The organism is Streptomyces sp. NPDC016640 (assembly GCF_043076215.1).
Lineage (GTDB): Bacteria > Actinomycetota > Actinomycetes > Streptomycetales > Streptomycetaceae > Streptomyces.
The window spans coordinates 261,099-277,680 of record NZ_JBIBRG010000009.1 but is presented as its reverse complement, the minus strand read 5'-3'; the positions used below and the strand labels follow the sequence as shown (position 1 = coordinate 277,680).

The 16,582-nt window shown below is 71.9% G+C and carries 15 protein-coding genes, 1 pseudogene and 1 riboswitch; of the genes and pseudogenes, 11 read left to right on the top strand and 5 right to left on the bottom strand.

The genetic code is table 11. The features are described 5' to 3' along the window. Nucleotides 1-60: 60 nt before the first annotated feature. From glyA to gcvT, 3 genes are all read right to left on the bottom strand, one after another. A complete protein-coding gene (gene glyA / locus ACF07S_RS20905) occupies nucleotides 61-1,320 on the bottom strand; it encodes a serine hydroxymethyltransferase (protein ID WP_391965359.1) in 1,260 nt (419 codons plus the stop codon). Between the two features lie 14 nt (nucleotides 1,321-1,334). Further along, on the bottom strand, nucleotides 1,335-1,712 hold the full coding sequence (gene gcvH, locus ACF07S_RS20900) for a glycine cleavage system protein GcvH (protein ID WP_391965360.1): 378 nt from the start codon (nucleotides 1,710-1,712) through the stop codon (nucleotides 1,335-1,337). 135 nt (nucleotides 1,713-1,847) lie between these two features. Beyond that, nucleotides 1,848-2,966, bottom strand: a complete 1,119-nt coding sequence (gene gcvT, locus ACF07S_RS20895) for a glycine cleavage system aminomethyltransferase GcvT (protein ID WP_391965361.1) — start codon at nucleotides 2,964-2,966, stop codon at nucleotides 1,848-1,850. 199 nt (nucleotides 2,967-3,165) lie between these two features. Continuing rightward, nucleotides 3,166-3,266, bottom strand: a riboswitch (glycine riboswitch). Nucleotides 3,267-3,488: 222 nt separating this feature from the next. Between gcvT and ACF07S_RS20890 the strand changes: the two genes are divergently transcribed. From ACF07S_RS20890 to ACF07S_RS20845, 10 genes are all read left to right on the top strand, one after another. Then, nucleotides 3,489-4,157, top strand: coding sequence for an AAA family ATPase (locus ACF07S_RS20890; RefSeq protein WP_391965362.1), 669 nt, complete (start codon nucleotides 3,489-3,491; stop codon nucleotides 4,155-4,157). A gap of 115 nt (nucleotides 4,158-4,272) precedes the next feature. Next, nucleotides 4,273-5,049: an enhanced serine sensitivity protein SseB gene (locus ACF07S_RS20885; RefSeq protein WP_391974781.1), complete on the top strand. Its 777-nt coding sequence runs from the start codon at nucleotides 4,273-4,275 to the stop codon at nucleotides 5,047-5,049. Between the two features lie 109 nt (nucleotides 5,050-5,158). Next, nucleotides 5,159-5,941 (top strand): enhanced serine sensitivity protein SseB C-terminal domain-containing protein, encoded by a 783-nt coding sequence (locus ACF07S_RS20880; RefSeq protein ID WP_391974760.1) that lies wholly within the window; start codon nucleotides 5,159-5,161, stop codon nucleotides 5,939-5,941. A gap of 430 nt (nucleotides 5,942-6,371) precedes the next feature. Next, nucleotides 6,372-8,042: an ABC transporter substrate-binding protein gene (locus tag ACF07S_RS20875; RefSeq protein WP_391965364.1), complete on the top strand. Its 1,671-nt coding sequence runs from the start codon at nucleotides 6,372-6,374 to the stop codon at nucleotides 8,040-8,042. A 108-nt stretch (nucleotides 8,043-8,150) separates the two neighbouring features. Next, nucleotides 8,151-9,155, top strand: a complete 1,005-nt coding sequence (locus ACF07S_RS20870; RefSeq protein ID WP_391965365.1) for an ABC transporter permease — start codon at nucleotides 8,151-8,153, stop codon at nucleotides 9,153-9,155. A gap of 1 nt (nucleotide 9,156) precedes the next feature. After that, the gene (locus tag ACF07S_RS20865; protein WP_391965366.1) at nucleotides 9,157-10,116 is read left to right on the top strand and encodes an ABC transporter permease; all 960 of its coding nucleotides are present in this window, start codon (nucleotides 9,157-9,159) and stop codon (nucleotides 10,114-10,116) included. Nucleotides 10,117-10,122: 6 nt separating this feature from the next. Beyond that, complete coding sequence (locus ACF07S_RS20860) at nucleotides 10,123-11,127, top strand: ABC transporter ATP-binding protein (protein ID WP_391965367.1); 1,005 nt, start codon at nucleotides 10,123-10,125, stop codon at nucleotides 11,125-11,127. Further along, the gene (locus ACF07S_RS20855; RefSeq protein ID WP_391965368.1) at nucleotides 11,124-12,377 is read left to right on the top strand and encodes an ABC transporter ATP-binding protein; all 1,254 of its coding nucleotides are present in this window, start codon (nucleotides 11,124-11,126) and stop codon (nucleotides 12,375-12,377) included. Before ACF07S_RS20860 ends, ACF07S_RS20855 begins: the two co-directional genes overlap by 4 nt. Before the next feature lie 122 nt (nucleotides 12,378-12,499). Then, nucleotides 12,500-13,156, top strand: coding sequence for a trimeric intracellular cation channel family protein (locus ACF07S_RS20850; protein ID WP_391974759.1), 657 nt, complete (start codon nucleotides 12,500-12,502; stop codon nucleotides 13,154-13,156). 178 nt (nucleotides 13,157-13,334) lie between these two features. Continuing rightward, entirely contained in the window at nucleotides 13,335-14,198 is an 864-nt protein-coding gene (locus ACF07S_RS20845; RefSeq protein ID WP_391974758.1) for a thioesterase family protein, read from the top strand. A 93-nt stretch (nucleotides 14,199-14,291) separates the two neighbouring features. Here ACF07S_RS20845 and ACF07S_RS20840 read toward each other — a convergent pair. After that, nucleotides 14,292-14,659, bottom strand: a pseudogene (locus ACF07S_RS20840) (hypothetical protein); the annotation flags it as partial. Nucleotides 14,660-14,680: 21 nt separating this feature from the next. On the opposite strand from ACF07S_RS20840, the gene ACF07S_RS20835 reads away from it, so the two are divergent. Then, a complete protein-coding gene (locus tag ACF07S_RS20835; protein WP_391965372.1) occupies nucleotides 14,681-15,850 on the top strand; it encodes a cysteine desulfurase family protein in 1,170 nt (389 codons plus the stop codon). A 46-nt stretch (nucleotides 15,851-15,896) separates the two neighbouring features. On the opposite strand, the gene ACF07S_RS20830 is transcribed toward ACF07S_RS20835, so the two are convergent. Continuing rightward, entirely contained in the window at nucleotides 15,897-16,574 is a 678-nt protein-coding gene (locus tag ACF07S_RS20830) for an N-acetylmuramoyl-L-alanine amidase (RefSeq protein ID WP_391965373.1), read from the bottom strand. Between the last annotated feature and the right edge of the window lie 8 nt (nucleotides 16,575-16,582).

Sequence of the window (16,582 nt, the reverse complement as noted above, 5' to 3'; positions counted from 1 at the left end):
CGCTCACCGACCCAGTGTGCGCGATGCCCCGGATGTCCGTACCAATAAAAGCGTACGGAATTACTTCAGACCGGGATACAGCGGGTGCTTCCCGGCGAGAGCGGTCACCCGCGCCCGGAGGGCCTCGACGTCGTACGACGGCTTCAGCGCCTCGGCGATCACGTCCGCGACCTCGGCGAAGTCCTCGGCCGTGAAGCCGCGGGTGGCCAGCGCGGGCGTGCCGATGCGCAGGCCCGAGGTCACCATCGGCGGGCGCGGGTCGTTCGGGATCGCGTTGCGGTTCACGGTGATGCCGACCTCGTGCAGCCGGTCCTCGGCCTGCCGGCCGTCCAGCTCGGAGTTCCGCAGGTCCACCAGGACCAGGTGCACGTCGGTGCCGCCGGACAGCACGTCCACGCCCACGGCCCTGACGTCGTCCTCGGCCAGGCGCTCGGCCAGGATGCGGGCGCCCTCCAGGGTGCGGCGCTGACGCTCCTTGAAGTCCTCCGAGGCGCAGACCTTGAAGGCGACGGCCTTGGCGGCGATCACGTGCTCCAGCGGACCGCCCTGCTGGCCGGGGAAGACCGCGGAGTTGATCTTCTTGGCCAGCTCGGCCGTGGAGAGGATCACGCCGCCGCGGGGGCCGCCCAGCGTCTTGTGCGTGGTGGTCGTCACCACGTGGGCGTGCGGGACCGGGTTCGGGTGCAGGCCCGCGGCGACCAGACCGGCGAAGTGCGCCATGTCGACCATGAGGTACGCGCCGACCTCGTCCGCGATCCGGCGGAACGCGGCGAAGTCCAGCCGGCGCGGGTACGCCGACCAGCCGGCGACGATCAGCTTCGGCCTGCTCTCCTTGGCGAGGCGCTCGACCTCGGCCATGTCGACCCGGCCGTCGTCGCCGACGTGGTAGGCGACCACGTCGTAGAGCTTGCCGGAGAAGTTGATCTTCATGCCGTGGGTCAGGTGCCCGCCGTGCGCGAGGTCCAGACCCATGATCGTGTCACCGGGCTGGAGCAGCGCGAACATGGCGGCGGCGTTGGCCTGGGCGCCGGAGTGCGGCTGCACGTTGGCGTGCTCGGCGCCGAAGAGCTCCTTGACCCGGTCGACGGCGATCTGCTCGACCACGTCGACGTGCTCGCAGCCGCCGTAGTAGCGGCGGCCGGGGTAGCCCTCGGCGTACTTGTTGGTGAGGACCGAGCCCTGGGCCTCCATGACCGCGACCGGGGCGAAGTTCTCCGAGGCGATCATCTCGAGCGTGGACTGCTGGCGGTGCAGTTCGGCGTCGACCGCGGCAGCCACCGCCGGGTCGAGCTCGTGCAGGGGCGTGTTCAGAACGGACATGCGGTGACGACTCCTCAGCCCGCGACGTGCGCGTCGTACTCGGCGGCGGTCAGCAGGTCGTCCGGCTCGTCCGTGACCCGCACCTTGAACAGCCAGCCACCCTCGAAGGGGGCCGAGTTCACCAGCGACGGGTCGTTCACCACGTCCTCGTTGACCTCGGTGATCTCACCGGACACGGGGGAGTACAGGTCGCTGACCGACTTGGTCGACTCCAGCTCGCCGCAGGTCTCGCCCGCGGTCACGCCGTCACCGACCTCGGGGAGCTGGACGAAGACCACGTCGCCGAGCGCGTTGGCCGCGTGCTCCGTGATGCCGACCGTCGACACGCCGTCCTCGGCGGCCGACAGCCACTCGTGCTCCTTGCTGTAACGCAGCTGCTGGGGATTGCTCATGGCCTGGATTCTCCTGTATGCGGGGGCTGCTGGTGACGGGGGGAACCGCGCGAAGCGCGCGTGAGCGGGCACGGCGCGGGAACGACGGGGCCGGCCCGGGTGCCGGCCGGATGCCCGGGGACCGCTACGACGGTGTCACTTCCGCCGCTTGTAGAACGGCAGCGCCACGACCTCGTAGGGCTCGTGGCTGCCGCGGATGTCCACGCCGACGCCCTCGGTGCCCGGCGCCGCGTACGCCGCGTCGACGTAGGCCATCGCGATCGGCCTGCCCAGCGTCGGGGAGGGGGCGCCGGAGGTGACCTCGCCGACCACCTCGCCGCCGGCGACGACCGCGTACCCGGCGCGCGGGACCCGGCGGCCCTCGGCGACCAGGCCGACCAGCACGCGGGGCGGCGTGGCGGCGGCGCGCCCGGCGGCCTCGGTCAGCGCCGCGCGGCCCACGAAGTCACCCTCCTTCTCGAACTTCACCACCCGGCCGAGACCGGCGTCGAAGGGGGTCAGGGAGGTGGTCAGCTCGTGCCCGTACAGCGGCATGCCCGCCTCCAGGCGCAGTGTGTCCCGGCAGGACAGCCCGCACGGGACCAGGCCGGCGTCCTCGCCCGCCTCGGTCAGCGCCTGCCACAGCGCCACCGCGTGCTCCGGCTTCACGAACAGCTCGAAGCCGTCCTCGCCGGTGTAGCCGGTGCGCGCGACGAGGGCCGGCACGCCGGCGACGGTGCCGGGCAGGCCGGCGTAGTACTTCAGGCCGTCGAGGTCGGCGTCGGTCAGCGACTTCAGGATGCGGGGGGACTCCGGGCCCTGGACGGCGAGCAGCGCGTAGGCCTCCCGGTCGTCGCGCACCTCGGCGTCGAAGGCGGCCGAGCGCTCCACCAGCGCGTCGAGCACCACCTGCGCGTTGGAGGCGTTGGCGACCACCATGTACTCGGTCTCGCCGAGCCGGTAGACGATCAGGTCGTCCAGGATGCCGCCGTCCTCGCGGCAGATCATGGTGTAGCGGGCGCGGCCGGGCTTGACGCCCCCCATGTCGCCGACGAGGGCGTGGTCGAGGAGCGCGGCGGCCTGGCGGCCGCCGACCGTGATCTCGCCCATGTGGGAGAGGTCGAAGAGGCCGGCCCTCGTGCGCACGGCGTTGTGCTCGTCGCGCTCGGAGCCGTAGCGCAGGGGCATGTCCCAGCCGGCGAAGTCGGTCATCGTCGCGCCGAGCGCGCGATGCAGGGCGTCGAGCGCGGTCCGGCGGGGTTCGGTACTGCTCATCGGGCGTTCTCCCAAGGCGATGGGGGTCCCTCCCGCGCGAGTTCGTCCGGGCGTGAGGGAGGGCGAGGGCGTGTCCTCCCCATCTGTCATCGGAACCTGAGAGGTTCGCCGTGACCGCCCGCGCGGGGCGGGAAGCACGGCTTGCACCGTGGGTGGGACCGGCGCGGTACGACCGCGGCGGCCCGCTTTTCAGATGTGCCTCGCCCGCGCGGTAACGGGGCCTGAGAGATTCAAGGGAGGGACTTGCTCCTTCGGCGCCCCGGCGGCAAACGGTGCCGGGGACTCTCCCGCGCGGATTCAAACGGCCGGTATGCAGTTGGCGCGCACATCATTGCACGCATTGTGCGGGTGTGGCAGGGGGACCCTTCCCAGGGGGTGCACAGTGCGTACGGGCCCGGTCACGGGCGGCTGTGACAGGCCTGTTTCAGGAAATGGACGAAAACGAGAGCACCCGGCATTACCTTCTTTTTACACTCGGTGGGGACCGGGACGTGTATCCGGCCCCAGGGGAGGACGATCACGGTGAACAGGACCACGGCGTGCGCCACCACCACGGGGGTCGCGCTGCACCAGCAGCCGGCCGCACCGGTCCGTCGGGCCCGCGGCGCGCTGCCGGCGCCCGTCGTCCGTGATCTGCGCGAGCGGGCCGGCCGCAGCCCGCGCGCCCTGCTCTTCGGGCCCCGTGACGTCGTCGTGGTCACCGGGCTGCCCGGCAGCGGCAAGTCCACGCTGATGCGGCGCGCGGTGCGGGGGGTCGGCATCGACTCCCAGGACGCCCGTGACCGCTGGGAGCGCCGGATGCCGGACTTCCTGCCGTACGCCGTCTACCGCCCGCTGGTCCGCCTCGCCCACTACGCCGGGCTGCGCCGCGCGCTGCGGGCCGGCGAGGGGGTCGTCGTGCACGACTGCGGCACGCAGGCCTGGGTGCGCCGCTGGCTGGCCCGCGAAGCCCGCCGCCGGGGCGCCGGCCTGCACCTGCTGCTGCTCGACGTCACCCCCGGGGAGGCGCTGGCCGGCCAGCGCGAGCGCGGGCGCGGGGTCTCCCGGTACGCGTTCCGACGTCACCGCGCGGCGAGCGACCGGCTGCTGCGGGCCGTGGAGCGCGGGGAGGCGCCGGCCGGCTGCGGTTCGGCGGTCCTGATCGACCGGGACGCGGCGAACACGCTGCGCCGCATCGGCTTCACGGGCTGACCCCGACGGCCGGACCGGGCGTGCCCACCGGACCGGGCGGACCGGGCGCGGCCCCGCGTCGCAGCGGTTAGCCTTTCCAGCCACAGCAGTGGTTCCAGGCGAGTGGCAGGCAGAGATGGACTTCCCGGCGGACTTCCCGGCGCAGACGCATCCCCATCCGCACGGTGGATGGCCCGGCAACGAGCTGGAGGAGGTGCTCTCCGCCTCCCTCGGCGTCCCCTCGGCCGGGGGCAGGATCATCGAGGTGCTGGGCCGCAGCTTCGTCTGGGTCCCGCTGCCGAACGGCGGCGGCCCGGACAGCGGCCCGCTCGACCTGCCCACGATGGAACTCCAGGGCCAGGCGTACGTCCCGGTGTTCAGCTCGGAGGAGCAGTTCCGCCAGGTCGTCGGCTCCCACGCGGCGTACACCGTCGCGCCCGCCGTGGAGTTCGCGCGTGGTCTGCCGCCGCAGGCCGGGATCGCGGTGAACCCCGGCGGTGTGGTCGGCATCCCGCTGCCGCCGGCGGCCGTGGCCGAGCTGTGCCGGGCCGGACGCACCCCGCTGGACGGCTCGGCGAGCGGCGGCCGGGTCCGGCTGTTCGAGCCCGACTGGCAGGACGACCCGGTCGACTTCCTCGGCGCGGCCTCGGCCGAGTTCGCCTCCCTCGGCGTGGTGACCAGCGCCCGCCGCTGTCTCGCCGCGATCGAGACGGCCGACCCCGTGCTCTTCGTCGGCGTGGAACTCTCCTCGTGGGAGGGCGACGCCCGCACCCTGCCGATGGAGGCGCTGGGCCGCGCCCTGGGCCGTGTGCCGGTGCGGTGGCCGGTCAACCTGGTGCTCCTGGACGTGACCCGGGACCCGGTGGGGGAGTGGATGCGCACCCACGTCCGCCCCTTCCACCAGCAGCCGTGAGGACCCCGCCCGCGGGCAGCCACGCGGCGCACGGACAGCGGCCGCCCGGGCGCGGGCGGCTTAAGCTAGGTTCATTGGCCGGCTGGTGTTGTACGGAGGGGCGATACAAGTGAGCGCTGGCACCGCGGCGGCCGGGCAGGTCGAGCACATGCTGCGCCAGGTGACGCCCGGGCGTTACGACGCGTACGAGGCATTGCTGCGCGCGCTCGCGACCCCTTCGTCCGGCCAGGTCTGGATGCTGCTCTGGCACGGCCAGGCCGGCTCGCCGGACGCCCAGTACGGGAACGTGGAGGTCGACGGCTTCGGCTACGCCCCCTGTGTCACCTCCGCGCAGGAGCTGTCGGCCAGCGGCTGGAACCGGTCGTACGAGGTGGTCGACGGCCTCGAAGTGGCCCGCGCGCTCTATCCCGGCCACTACGGGCTCTGGCTGAACCCGCACGCCCCCGGCGGCGGTGTCGGCATTCCCTGGCTGGACCTGCGCCGGATCGCCGGCGGCCTGGACCACCGGCCCGCCGGACCGCTCAGACTGTCCGAACCGGCCATCGAGATCCCGCAGTTCTACGCCCTGCTGGCGCAGAACGCCCACCGCACCCCGGCCGTCCGCGCGCTGCGCCGCGCCTGGGTGCAGCCCGCGCTGGGCGCCCCGTACCTCGCCATCGGCCTCGACGTGTACGACGCCTCCCCGCCCGCCGTGGACGCGGTGCGCGCGATGATGCAGCAGTCCCTCGGCGCGGTCCCGGACGGGCTGCCCGTGTCGACCGTCGCCATGTCCGACGAGCACGACCCGGTCGCGATGTGGCTGCGCGCCAACGCCCGCCCGTTCTACGACCGTGAGGCCCACGCGCCGACCCCCGCGGCGGGGTACGGATACCCGCCCGCGCAGCGGCACTGACCCGCGCTTTCGCACCCCGGGAGGCCGCCGCGAGCGGCCCGGCCGCGACCGTTCGTGATGACTCAGCGTGACCACTGTCCACGGAGTGGACACGGGTGCCGGTGCGGACGGACAGGGTCCGGCCGGAAGCTGAAATCGCGTCAGATTTTCGGTCGTGTGCGCTGTGCTATGACCGGTTGACTGCCTGTCACCTGCGGTTTCACCTGTTCTTCACGTCAGTTGACGCCCTTCCGGGGGCCTCGTGGGGCGGGGCCGACGTGTCCGGCAGGTTAATTTCCGGCGGCGGGACGCCTGAAGCATCCCTTATGTCAACTGTTCAGATCTCAGGTAGGTATCACCGTTATCCGGACTGTTCCTGACTCACTGCGAACGTCTGTAGTGTTCGGCCGGTCAAGATGCATCCACATAGCGGACCCGGAGTGGCCCCAATATGCGCATACTCAAGTCCCGAGCCGCTCGGGCGATCACGGCCGCGGTGGCGGTCGGTCTGATCGCCACGGGCTGCTCCAGCGAGCGGGACAACAAGAGCGACGGCGACGGCGCCAAGGACACCTTCGTCTTCGCCGGTGCAGGTGACCCGGGTTCACTGGACCCTGCCCTCGCCAGCGACGGTGAAACCTTCCGTGTGACGCGTCAGGCGTTCGAGGCCCTGCTCGAGCACGAGTCCGGCGGCACCAAGCTGGTCGGCGGCCTCGCCGAGACCTGGTCGAGCAACGACAAGGGCACCGTCTGGACCTTCAACCTCCGCAAGGGCGTGAAGTTCCACGACGGCGAGGCGTTCAACGCCGCGGCCGTCTGCGCCAACTACGACCACTGGTTCAACTGGACGGGCACCTACCAGTCCAGCGCGGTCTCGTACTACTGGCAGACCATCATGGGCGGCTTCGCGAAGAACGAGGACAAGGAGACGCCCGAGGCGAACTACAAGTCCTGCACCGCGAAGGACGAGAACACCGCCGTCATCGAGGTCAAGAAGCCCTCCGCGAACCTCCCCGGCGGCTTCTCCCTCCAGGCCCTGGCGATCCACTCGCCGAAGGCCCTCGAGGAGTACGAGAAGCAGGACGCGTCCGCCAAGGGCGATGCGATCACGTACCCCAAGTACAGCCAGGAGGCCGGCACGGTCGCCGGCACCGGCCCGTACAAGATCGTCAAGTGGAACAAGGGAAACAAGGAAGTCTCCCTCCAGCGCTTCGACGACTACTGGGGCGACAAGGCGAAGATCAAGAACCTCGTCTTCCGCACCATCGACACCGAGGAGGGCCGCCGCCAGGCGCTCCAGGCCGGTGACATCGACGGCTACGACCTCGTCGCCCCGGCCGACGTCAAGACCCTCGAGGACCAGGGCTACGTCGTCCCGACCCGCGGCGTCTTCAACCTCTTCTACGTGGGCATGAGCCAGGGGGCCAACAAGGCCCTGAAGAAGAAGGAAGTCCGCCAGGCCATCGCGCACTCCATCGACCGGGAGAACCTGGTCAAGACCCAGCTGCCCGAGGGCGGCAAGGTCGCGGACCAGTTCATGCCCGACACGGTCGCCGGCTACTCCAAGAACGTCACGAAGTACCCGTACGACGTCGCGAAGGCCAAGGGCCTGCTGAAGAAGGCCGGCGCGGAGAAGCTCGAGATCGAGTTCTGCTACCCGACCGAGGTCACCCGCCCGTACATGCCTGCCCCGCAGGACCTGTTCGAGCTGATGAAGGCCGACCTCGAGAAGTCCGGCATCAAGGTCAAGCCCAAGGCCATGAAGTGGGCCCCGGACTACATCGACGCCACCGAGGCGGGCTCCTGCGCCCTGCACATGCTCGGCTGGACCGGTGACTTCAACGACGGCTACAACTTCATCGGCACCTGGTTCGCCGGGTACGACAAGCAGTGGGGCTTCAAGGACAAGAAGGTCTTCGACGCCGTGAACGCCGGCTCGAAGCTGGGCAAGGTCGAGGAGCGCGTCGCCGCCTACGAGAAGGCCAACGAGGCCATCATGGACTACCTGCCGGGTGTCCCGATCTCGTCCTCCCCGCCGGCCATCGCCTTCGCCAAGAACGTGAACCCGCCGAACGTCTCCCCGCTGACCCAGGAAGTCTTCGCCGAGACCTCCTTCAAGTAAGCGCGCACGCGGCAGAAAACCGAACGGGGGGGTCCGCCCGGCCGTCGCAACCCGGCGGCCGGGCGGGTCCATTCATGTAAGACACCACGTAAGAAAGGGGCATGCGGGGTGCTGCGTCTCGTCGTACGAAGACTGCTCCAGCTCATACCCACGCTGCTCGGCCTGTCGGTACTGCTCTTCCTCTGGCTCGACCGGCTGCCCGGCGGACCCGCCTCAGCGATCCTGGGGGAAAAGGCCACCGAGGCCGAAGTGGCGCGCATCAACCGTGCGCTCGGACTGGACCAGCCCGTCTACGTCCAGTACTGGCGCTTCCTCAAGCGCATCGTCGAGCTCGACCTGGGCACCTCCACCCAGACCGGACAGCCGGTGTGGGACGAGTTCGTCCTGCGCTTCCCCGCGACCGTGGAGCTGTCCCTCCTCGCGATCGTCATCGCCGTGGCCGTCGGCGTCCCGCTCGGCTACTTCGCCGCCCGCAACCGCGGCGGCTGGCTCGACGTCACCGCGGTCTCCGGCTCGCTCATCGGCATCTGCATCCCGGTCTTCTTCCTCGCCCTGATCCTCAAGGGCGTCTTCGCCGTCGAGCTCGGCATCTTCCCCAGCTACGGACGCCAGGACACCGGCATCGACGCCACCAGCGTGACCGGATTCGCCGTCCTGGACGGCATCCTCACCGGGGAGCTCGACGCCTCCTGGGACGCGATCATGCACCTGATCCTGCCCTCCGTCGCCCTGGCCTCCATCCCCCTCGCGGTCATCGTGCGCATGACCCGCGCCAGCGTCCTGGAGGTGCAGGACGAGGACTACGTCCGCACCGCCGAGGCCAAGGGCCTCAAGCGGAGCGTCGTCCGCAGCCGGCACGTGCTGCGCAACGCGATGCTCCCCGTGGTGACCGCGGTCGGCCTGCTCACGGGCTCGCTGCTGTCCGGCGCCGTCCTGACCGAGTCCGTGTTCTCCTTCGGGGGCATCGGCTCCTTCATCCGGACCGCGATCGACGCCCGCGACTACCCCGTGCTCGTCGGGTTCATCATGTTCATCGCGATGGTGTACGTCCTGATCAACCTGCTGGTGGACCTGGCGTACAGCCTCATCGACCCGAGAGTGCGGGTGCACTGACGTGAGCGTCGCCACCAAGACAGACAAGATCCAGCGCCTCGCCGAACTGACCGCGGTCAAGGAGACCAGCACCGGCGCCAGCCTGTGGCGGGAGGCCTTCCGCCGCCTCAAGCGCAGCAAGATGGCGATCATCGGCGCGGCCATCATCGCCCTGTTCGTCGCCATCGCGATCGTCGGTCCCTACCTCACGCCGTTCACCCCGACCGCCCAGACCTGGCGCGGCGAGGTCTTCCCCAACCGGGGCGAGTTCGTCGGCCCGCGCGGCGAGAACTGGTTCGGGCTCGACCACCTCGGCCGGGACATGTTCTCCCGCATGCTGGTCGGCGCCCGCCAGACGCTCCTCGTGGGCGTCGTCTCCACGCTGATCGGTCTGGTCGCCGGCTTCCTGATCGGCGGCGTCTCCGGAGCCTTCGCCACCCTCGGCGGCGAGGCCGGCCGACGCGTCGACTCGTTCATCATGCGCTTCATCGACATGATGCTGGCGCTGCCCTCGCTGCTGCTGGCGGTGTCCGTGGCCGCCGTCATGGGCCAGTCGCTGACCACCGTGATGATCGCCGTCGGTGTGGTCCAGGTACCGGTCTTCGCACGGCTGCTGCGCGGCGCCATGCTGGCGCAGGGCGGCGCGGACTACGTGCTCGCGGCCAAGTCCCTGGGCGTGCGCAAGCGGCGCATCGTGGTCTCGCAGATCATCCCCAACTCGCTCAGCCCGGTGATCGTGCAGGCCACGCTCTCCCTGGCCACCGCGATCATCGAGGCGGCCGCCCTGTCCTACCTGGGCCTGGGCAATCCCGACCCGGCGATTCCCGAGTGGGGCGTCATGCTCGCCCAGGCGCAGCGCTTCTTCGACAACGCGCCGATGATGGCGGTCTACCCCGCCGTCGGCATCATCATCACCGCCCTCGGCTTCACCCTCCTCGGCGAGGCCATGCGGGAAGCCCTCGATCCGAAGCTGAGGGGCTGAACCACCATGTCTCTGCTCACTGTCGACGAACTGACCGTCACCTTCGGCGGCCGCGGCCGCAAGGAGTCCCGGGCGGTCGACGGCGTCTCCTTCGAGGTCGACCAGGGCCAGGTCGTGGGCCTGGTCGGCGAGTCCGGCTGCGGGAAGTCCGTCACCTCGCTGGCCCTGATGGGCCTGCTGCCCCACAAGGGCGTCAAGGTCGGCGGCCGTGCCGAATTCGACGGCAAGGACCTGTTCACCATGAGCGCGTCCGCCCGCCGCGACCTGCGCGGCAGCAGGATGGCGATGATCTTCCAGGACCCGCTGTCCTCCCTCAACCCGGTCGTGCCGGTCGGCGTGCAGGTCACCGAGATCCTGGAGCGCCACCGCGGGATGAAGGGCGAGGCCGCCCGCAAGGAGGCCGCCCACCTGCTGGACCGGGTCGGCATCCCCGACCCGGCCCGGCGGCTCAAGGAGTACCCGCACCAGCTCTCCGGCGGCATGCGCCAGCGCGCGCTGATCGCCATGGCGGTGGCCTGCGCCCCGAGCCTGCTCATCGCCGACGAGCCGACCACGGCCCTCGACGTGACGATCCAGGCGCAGATCCTGGAGCTGCTCAAGGAACTCGTGGACCAGGAGGGCACCGCCCTGCTGATGATCACCCACGACCTCGGCGTGGTCGCCGGTCTCTGCGACCAGGTCAACGTGCTCTACGCGGGCAAGGTCGTGGAGTCCGCGGGCCGCCGCGAGCTGTTCGCCCACCCCACCCACCCCTACGCGCACGGCCTGCTGGGTTCCATCCCGCGTCTGGACGCGCCCCGGGGCGAGTCCCTCAAGCCCATCCGGGGCTCCATCAACGACCGCATCGCCTGGGCCGACGGCTGCGCCTTCGCGCCCCGCTGCGACCGGTACGAGATGGGCTGCCTGACCGGCACCCCGCAGCTCACCGAGCCCCGCGCGGCCGGTCACCAGGTGCGGTGCGTCAACCCCGTACTCGTCGACGGCGTCAAGGCCGAGGAGGTCCCCGCATGAGCCTGCTCGAACTGGACGGCGTCAAGGTCCATTTCCCGATCAGGAAGGGCGTCTTCTTCGACCGCACGGTCGGCCACGTCTACGCCGTGGACGGGGTGTCCCTGAAGGTCGAGGCCGGCGAGACCTACGGTCTGGTCGGCGAGTCCGGCTGCGGCAAGACCACCCTGGGGCGGTCCGTGCTGCGGCTGGTCGACATCACCGAGGGCTCGGTCGTCCTGGACGGCACCGACCTGGCGAAGCTGCCCGGTGACGAGATGCGCCGCTTCCGGCGCCGGCTCCAGATGGTCTTCCAGGACCCGCTGGGCTCGCTCAACCCGCGGCAGAACATCGAGTCGATCCTCTCCGAGGGCATGGTCGCCCACGGCATCGGCAAGGACCAGGAGGAGCGGCGGGAGAAGATCAAGGCGATCCTGGAGCGGGTCGGCCTGCCCTCCAACGCGCTCTCCCGCTACCCGCACGAGTTCTCCGGCGGCCAGCGCCAGCGCATCGGCATCGCCCGCGCGCTCGTCCTCGAACCGGACGTGATCATCTGCGACGAGCCGGTCTCCGCGCTCGACGTGTCGATCCAGGCGCAGGTCATCAACCTGCTGGAGGAGCTCCAGGAGGAGCTCGGCCTGACCTACCTGGTGATCGCGCACGACCTCGCGGTGGTCCGGCACATCTCCGACACCATCGGCGTGATGTACCTGGGCTCGCTGGTCGAGGAGGCGCCGAGCGACGCGCTGTACGCCGAGCCGAAGCACCCGTACACCAAGGCCCTGATGTCGGCCGTGCCGGTGCCGGACCCGGAGGTGGAGGACCGCCGCGAGCGCATCCTGCTCACCGGCGACCTGCCCTCCCCGGCGAACCCGCCGGCCGGCTGCCGCTTCCACACCCGCTGCCCCTGGGCCCAGGCCGAGCGGTGCTCGACCGAACGCCCTGAGCTGCGGGACGTCGGCAGCGGTCACCGGGTGGCCTGCCACTTCGCCGAGGAGATCCAGTCGGGAACGCTGGCGCGGACCCGGCCCACGGGCATCGAGGCCGTCACGGAGGGCGAAGGCGTGGTGGCCGAGCGGACCGAGGGCGAGGCGGAGGTTCCCGCCGCGCTCCTGCCGGCCGACTCGACGACCAAGCCGGACGCCGCGGTGGTCAAGGAGAAGGTGCCGACAGTGGCCGAGGCCCCGGGCGACCGGACGGCCGGCGCCGCCGCGAAGGACCCCGGCGCCGCGGCGCCGGATGCGTCCGGCAAGGACTCGGGCGGGAGCGCCTGACGGGCCGCCGTACCGCTCGGGCCTCCGGGCGGTTCCGCTGAGCGGTCCGAGGACAGCAAGTCCTCATCACCCCTCGCCTTGCTTTGCAAGGCGGGGGGTTCTTGCTGGGTGAGAATGTAAGGGTGCTCCAGCAACTGTTCAGTCCGTCCGTCCTGCACGTGCTCGACCTGATCGGCATCTTCGTCTTCGCGATCTCCGGCGCCCTGCTGGCCGTCCGCAAGAACTTCGACGTCTTCGGCATCGCCGTGCTCGCCGAGGTCACCGCCCTGGGCGGAGGACTCTTCCGCGACCTGGTGATCGGCGCGGTACCGCCCGCGGCCTTCACGGACCTGGGGTACTTCGTCACCCCCCTGCTCGCCACGGCCCTGGTGTTCTTCCTCCATCCGCACGTGGAGCGCATCCAGAACGGCGTGAACGTCTTCGACGCGGCCGGCCTCGGACTCTTCTGCGTGGTCGGCACCATCAAGGCGCACGACTACGGGCTCGGCCTGACCGCCTCCGCCTGCCTGGGACTGGCCACCGCGGTGGGCGGCGGCGTGCTGCGCGACGTGCTCGCCAACGAGGTGCCCTCGCTGCTGCGCTGGGACCGCGACCTCTACGCGGTCCCCGCCATCGTCGGCGCCACCATGGTCGCGCTGTGCATCCGTCTCGACGCCCTGACGCCGCTGACCAGCGGACTCGCCGTGATCACGGCCTTCGTGCTGCGGCTGCTGGCGATGCGCCACCACTGGCGGGCGCCCCGCGCGTGGCACCGGCGTTCCACGGTCCGGGAGGAGTAGCGCCACCCGCGCCGTGCCCGCTGCCGTCCGCGCAGTCTCCGCGCCGTGCCCGCTGCCGTCCGCGCAGTCTCCGTGGCCGTCCGCGCCGTCCGCGCCGTCTCCGTGGCCGTCCGCGCCGTCCGAGCCGTCCCGCTCTGGAAAGCTACCGCTTAGTATTTCGTTCTTGTACTGTTCGGTCATGCCAGAAGCAGCCTCCGCCCGGCCCGCCGCCCCGGCCGCCCTCGGCGCCAGTGAGTTCGACCGCGACACCGCGGTCACCCCGCGCGAGCCCGGCGTCTACGACATCGACCTCTCCACCGGCTGGACGATCATGAACGCCGTCAACGGCGGTTACCTGCTGGCCGTCCTGGGCCGCGCGCTCGCGGACGCCCTGCCGCACTCCGACCCGTTCACCGTCTCCGCGCACTACCTGACCGCCTCCCAGCCCGGCCCGGCGGTCGTCCGCACCGAGGTCGTGCGCACCGGGCGGACCCTGTCGACCGGCCAGGCGTCCCTGTACCAGCTCGACGACGAGGGCCGGGAGACCGAGCGCATACGCGTCCTCGCCTCCTACGGCGATCTGGACGCCCTCCCCGACGACGTCCGTACGACGGCCAAGCCGCCGGCGATACCGCCCATGGAGCAGTGCCTCGGCCCCGCGGACGGACGCGCCCCCGTCGACGTCGGCTCCGCCATCACCGACCGCCTGCTGCTCAAGCTCGACCCGTCGACCCTGGGATGGGCGCTCGGGCAGCCCTCCGGCAAGGGGGAGATGCGGGCGTGGTTCGGTCTCGCCGACGGCCGGGATCCCGACCCGCTCGCGCTGCTCCTCGCCGTGGACGCCCTGCCGCCCACCGCGTTCGAGCTGGGCCTGTCCGGCTGGGTCCCCACGGTGGAGCTGACCGTCCACGTCCGCTCCCGCCCGGCGCCGGGCCCCCTGCGCGTCTCGGTCACCACCCGCAACCTCGCCGGCGGCTTCCTGGAGGAGGACGGCGAGGTGTGGGACAGCGCCGACCGCCTGGTCGCCCAGTCCCGCCAGCTCGCCCGCGCCCGCCTGGCCTGACGCGGCGCCCGCGGCCGTCCCGGACCGGTCGCACGCGCCCGGAGGCCCGGACCGCGACCCCGACCGGCCGTCCCGCACGCGGGGCGGCCGTCGTCATGGGGCGGGCGTGCCTCCGGCCGGTCCGTGCGAGGCGGTCGTGCCCCCGGCCGGCTCGTCGAGCCGGTGCAGGCGGCCGACGCCGATCAGCCGCAGCTGCCGGGGCACCAGCCGGGTCACCCGCTCCCGCCGCTCCCGGCCGGCCGCCGGTGCCTCCAGGAACAGCGAGGCCGCGCCGAGCATCTGGTCGACACAGAGCCGGGCCGGCATCAGCAGGTCCTCCTCGCTCCAGCCCGCGGACTGCGGGTCCTCGGCCGGCGCCTCGGCGACCTCCGCGGTGAACCGGGCCAGTTCGCCCCGGATCGCGTCCCGCACCGGCCGGACCCCGCCGTCCGCTCACGGGCGGTCCCCGGCCGGTGCGCCGGGCCCCGTAGAATCGGCGCACCATGGCCTACCTCGACCACGCCGCGACCACCCCGATGCTTCCCGAGGCAGTCGAGGCGCTCACCGCGCACCTGGGCGTCACCGGCAACGCCTCCTCCCTCCACGCGGCCGGCCGGCGTGCCCGGCGCACCGTCGAGGAAGCCCGCGAAACCCTCGCCGAAGCCCTCGGCGCCCGCCCCAGCGAGGTGGTCTTCACCTCGGGCGGCACCGAGGCCGACAACCTCGCCGTGAAGGGCCTGTACTGGTCCCGGCGCGACGCGGACCCGGCCCGCACCCGGGTCCTCGCCAGCCCCGTCGAGCACCACGCCGTCCTCGACGCCGTCCACTGGCTCGGCGAGCACGAGGGCGCCACCGTGGAGTACCTGCCCGTCGACTCCCACGGCCGGGTCCACCCGGAGGCCCTGCGCGAGGCCATCGCCCGCGACCCCGACGACGTCGCCCTCGCCACCGTCATGTGGGCCAACAACGAGATCGGGACAATCCTGCCGGTTGCCGAACTCGCCCGCACCGCCGCCGAGTTCGGCGTTCCCCTGCACTCCGACGCGGTCCAGGCCCTCGGTCAGGTCCCCGTGGACTTCGCCGCCTCCGGGCTCGCCGCGATGACCGTGTCCAGCCACAAGATCGGCGGGCCGTACGGCATCGGCGCGCTCGTCCTGGGCCGCGAGCACACCCCCGTTCCCGTACTCCACGGCGGCGGTCAGGAGCGGCACGTGCGCTCCGGGACCCTGGACGTGCCCGCCATCGCCTCCTTCGCGGCCGCCGGGCGGCTCGCCGCCGGGCAGCGGGAGTGGTTCGCCCGCGAGATCGGCGCCCTGCGCGACGACCTGGTCGCCGCGGTCCGCGCGGCCGTCCCCGACGCGATCCTCGGTGGCGACCCCGCCCCCGGGGGCCGGCTGCCGGCCAACGCGCACTTCACGTTCCCCGGCTGCGAGGGCGACTCGCTGCTGCTCCTCCTCGACGCCCAGGGCATCGAGTGCTCCACCGGATCCGCCTGCACCGCCGGAGTCGCCCAGCCCAGCCATGTCCTCCTGGCCACCGGCACCGACCCCGACCTGGCCCGTGGCACCCTGCGCTTCTCCCTGGGCCACACCTCCACGGAGGCCGACGTGGAGGCGCTGGCCAAGGCCATCGGCCCGGCGGTGGAACGGGCCAGGGCGGCGGGCCTGACGTGACGGCCGGCGGCGCGACCGGCCGGATGCCGGTCCGTACGGCTCCGGATCAGGCCTGCCGCGTCGTGGCGGCCCGGCGGACCAGCCGCATGTAGCGGTCCCAGTCCCAGTGCGGGCCCGGGTCGGTGTGGTCCGTGCCCGGCACCTCGACGTGGCCGACGATGTGCTCCCGGTCGACCGGGATGCCGTACCGCGCGCATATCCGCGCCGTGAGCCGCGCCGACGCCTCGTACATCTCGTCCGTGAGGTCCTGCGGCCGGTCCACGAACCCCTCGTGCTCGATGCCGACACTGCGCTCGTTGTAGTCCCGGTTCCCCGCGTGGTAGGCCACGTCCAGCTCGCGGATCATCTGCGCCACCCGCCCGTCCTGGCCGACGACGTAGTGCGCGGCCGCCTGGTGCCCCGGGTCCTGGAACGCCCGCACCGCGCTGTCGAAGCTGCCCTGGGTGACATGGACGATCACCATGTCGATGCCGAAGTCGTCCGGCCGGTCCGCGCGCCGCCAGTTGGCGTCCGAGGCCGCGACCCAGCGGGCGTCCGCGTAGTCGACCGCTCCCTGCTCGCGCGGCTTCTCGACACCGGGTATGCGCCACCACAGCCGCGCCAGCTCGTCCCGCGCCAGCACCGCCGTGCCGGCCGTGGCCGCCACCCCGCCCACGATCAGGGCACGGCGACCGATGCGCCGGTCGCCGTCCCCGGAGTTCCCGGATGCTCTTCTCTCCCCCACACGATCCT

Coding starts and splice junctions, on each gene's coding strand:
- glyA (WP_391965359.1), bottom strand. CDS start 1,320: ATGTCCGTTCTGAACACGCCCCTGCACGAGCTCGACCCGGCGGTGGCT.
- gcvH (WP_391965360.1), bottom strand. CDS start 1,712: ATGAGCAATCCCCAGCAGCTGCGTTACAGCAAGGAGCACGAGTGGCTG.
- gcvT (WP_391965361.1), bottom strand. CDS start 2,966: ATGAGCAGTACCGAACCCCGCCGGACCGCGCTCGACGCCCTGCATCGC.
- ACF07S_RS20885 (WP_391974781.1), top strand. CDS start 4,273: ATGGACTTCCCGGCGGACTTCCCGGCGCAGACGCATCCCCATCCGCAC.
- ACF07S_RS20875 (WP_391965364.1), top strand. CDS start 6,372: ATGCGCATACTCAAGTCCCGAGCCGCTCGGGCGATCACGGCCGCGGTG.
- ACF07S_RS20860 (WP_391965367.1), top strand. CDS start 10,123: ATGTCTCTGCTCACTGTCGACGAACTGACCGTCACCTTCGGCGGCCGC.
- ACF07S_RS20855 (WP_391965368.1), top strand. CDS start 11,124: ATGAGCCTGCTCGAACTGGACGGCGTCAAGGTCCATTTCCCGATCAGG.
- ACF07S_RS20845 (WP_391974758.1), top strand. CDS start 13,335: ATGCCAGAAGCAGCCTCCGCCCGGCCCGCCGCCCCGGCCGCCCTCGGC.
- ACF07S_RS20835 (WP_391965372.1), top strand. CDS start 14,681: ATGGCCTACCTCGACCACGCCGCGACCACCCCGATGCTTCCCGAGGCA.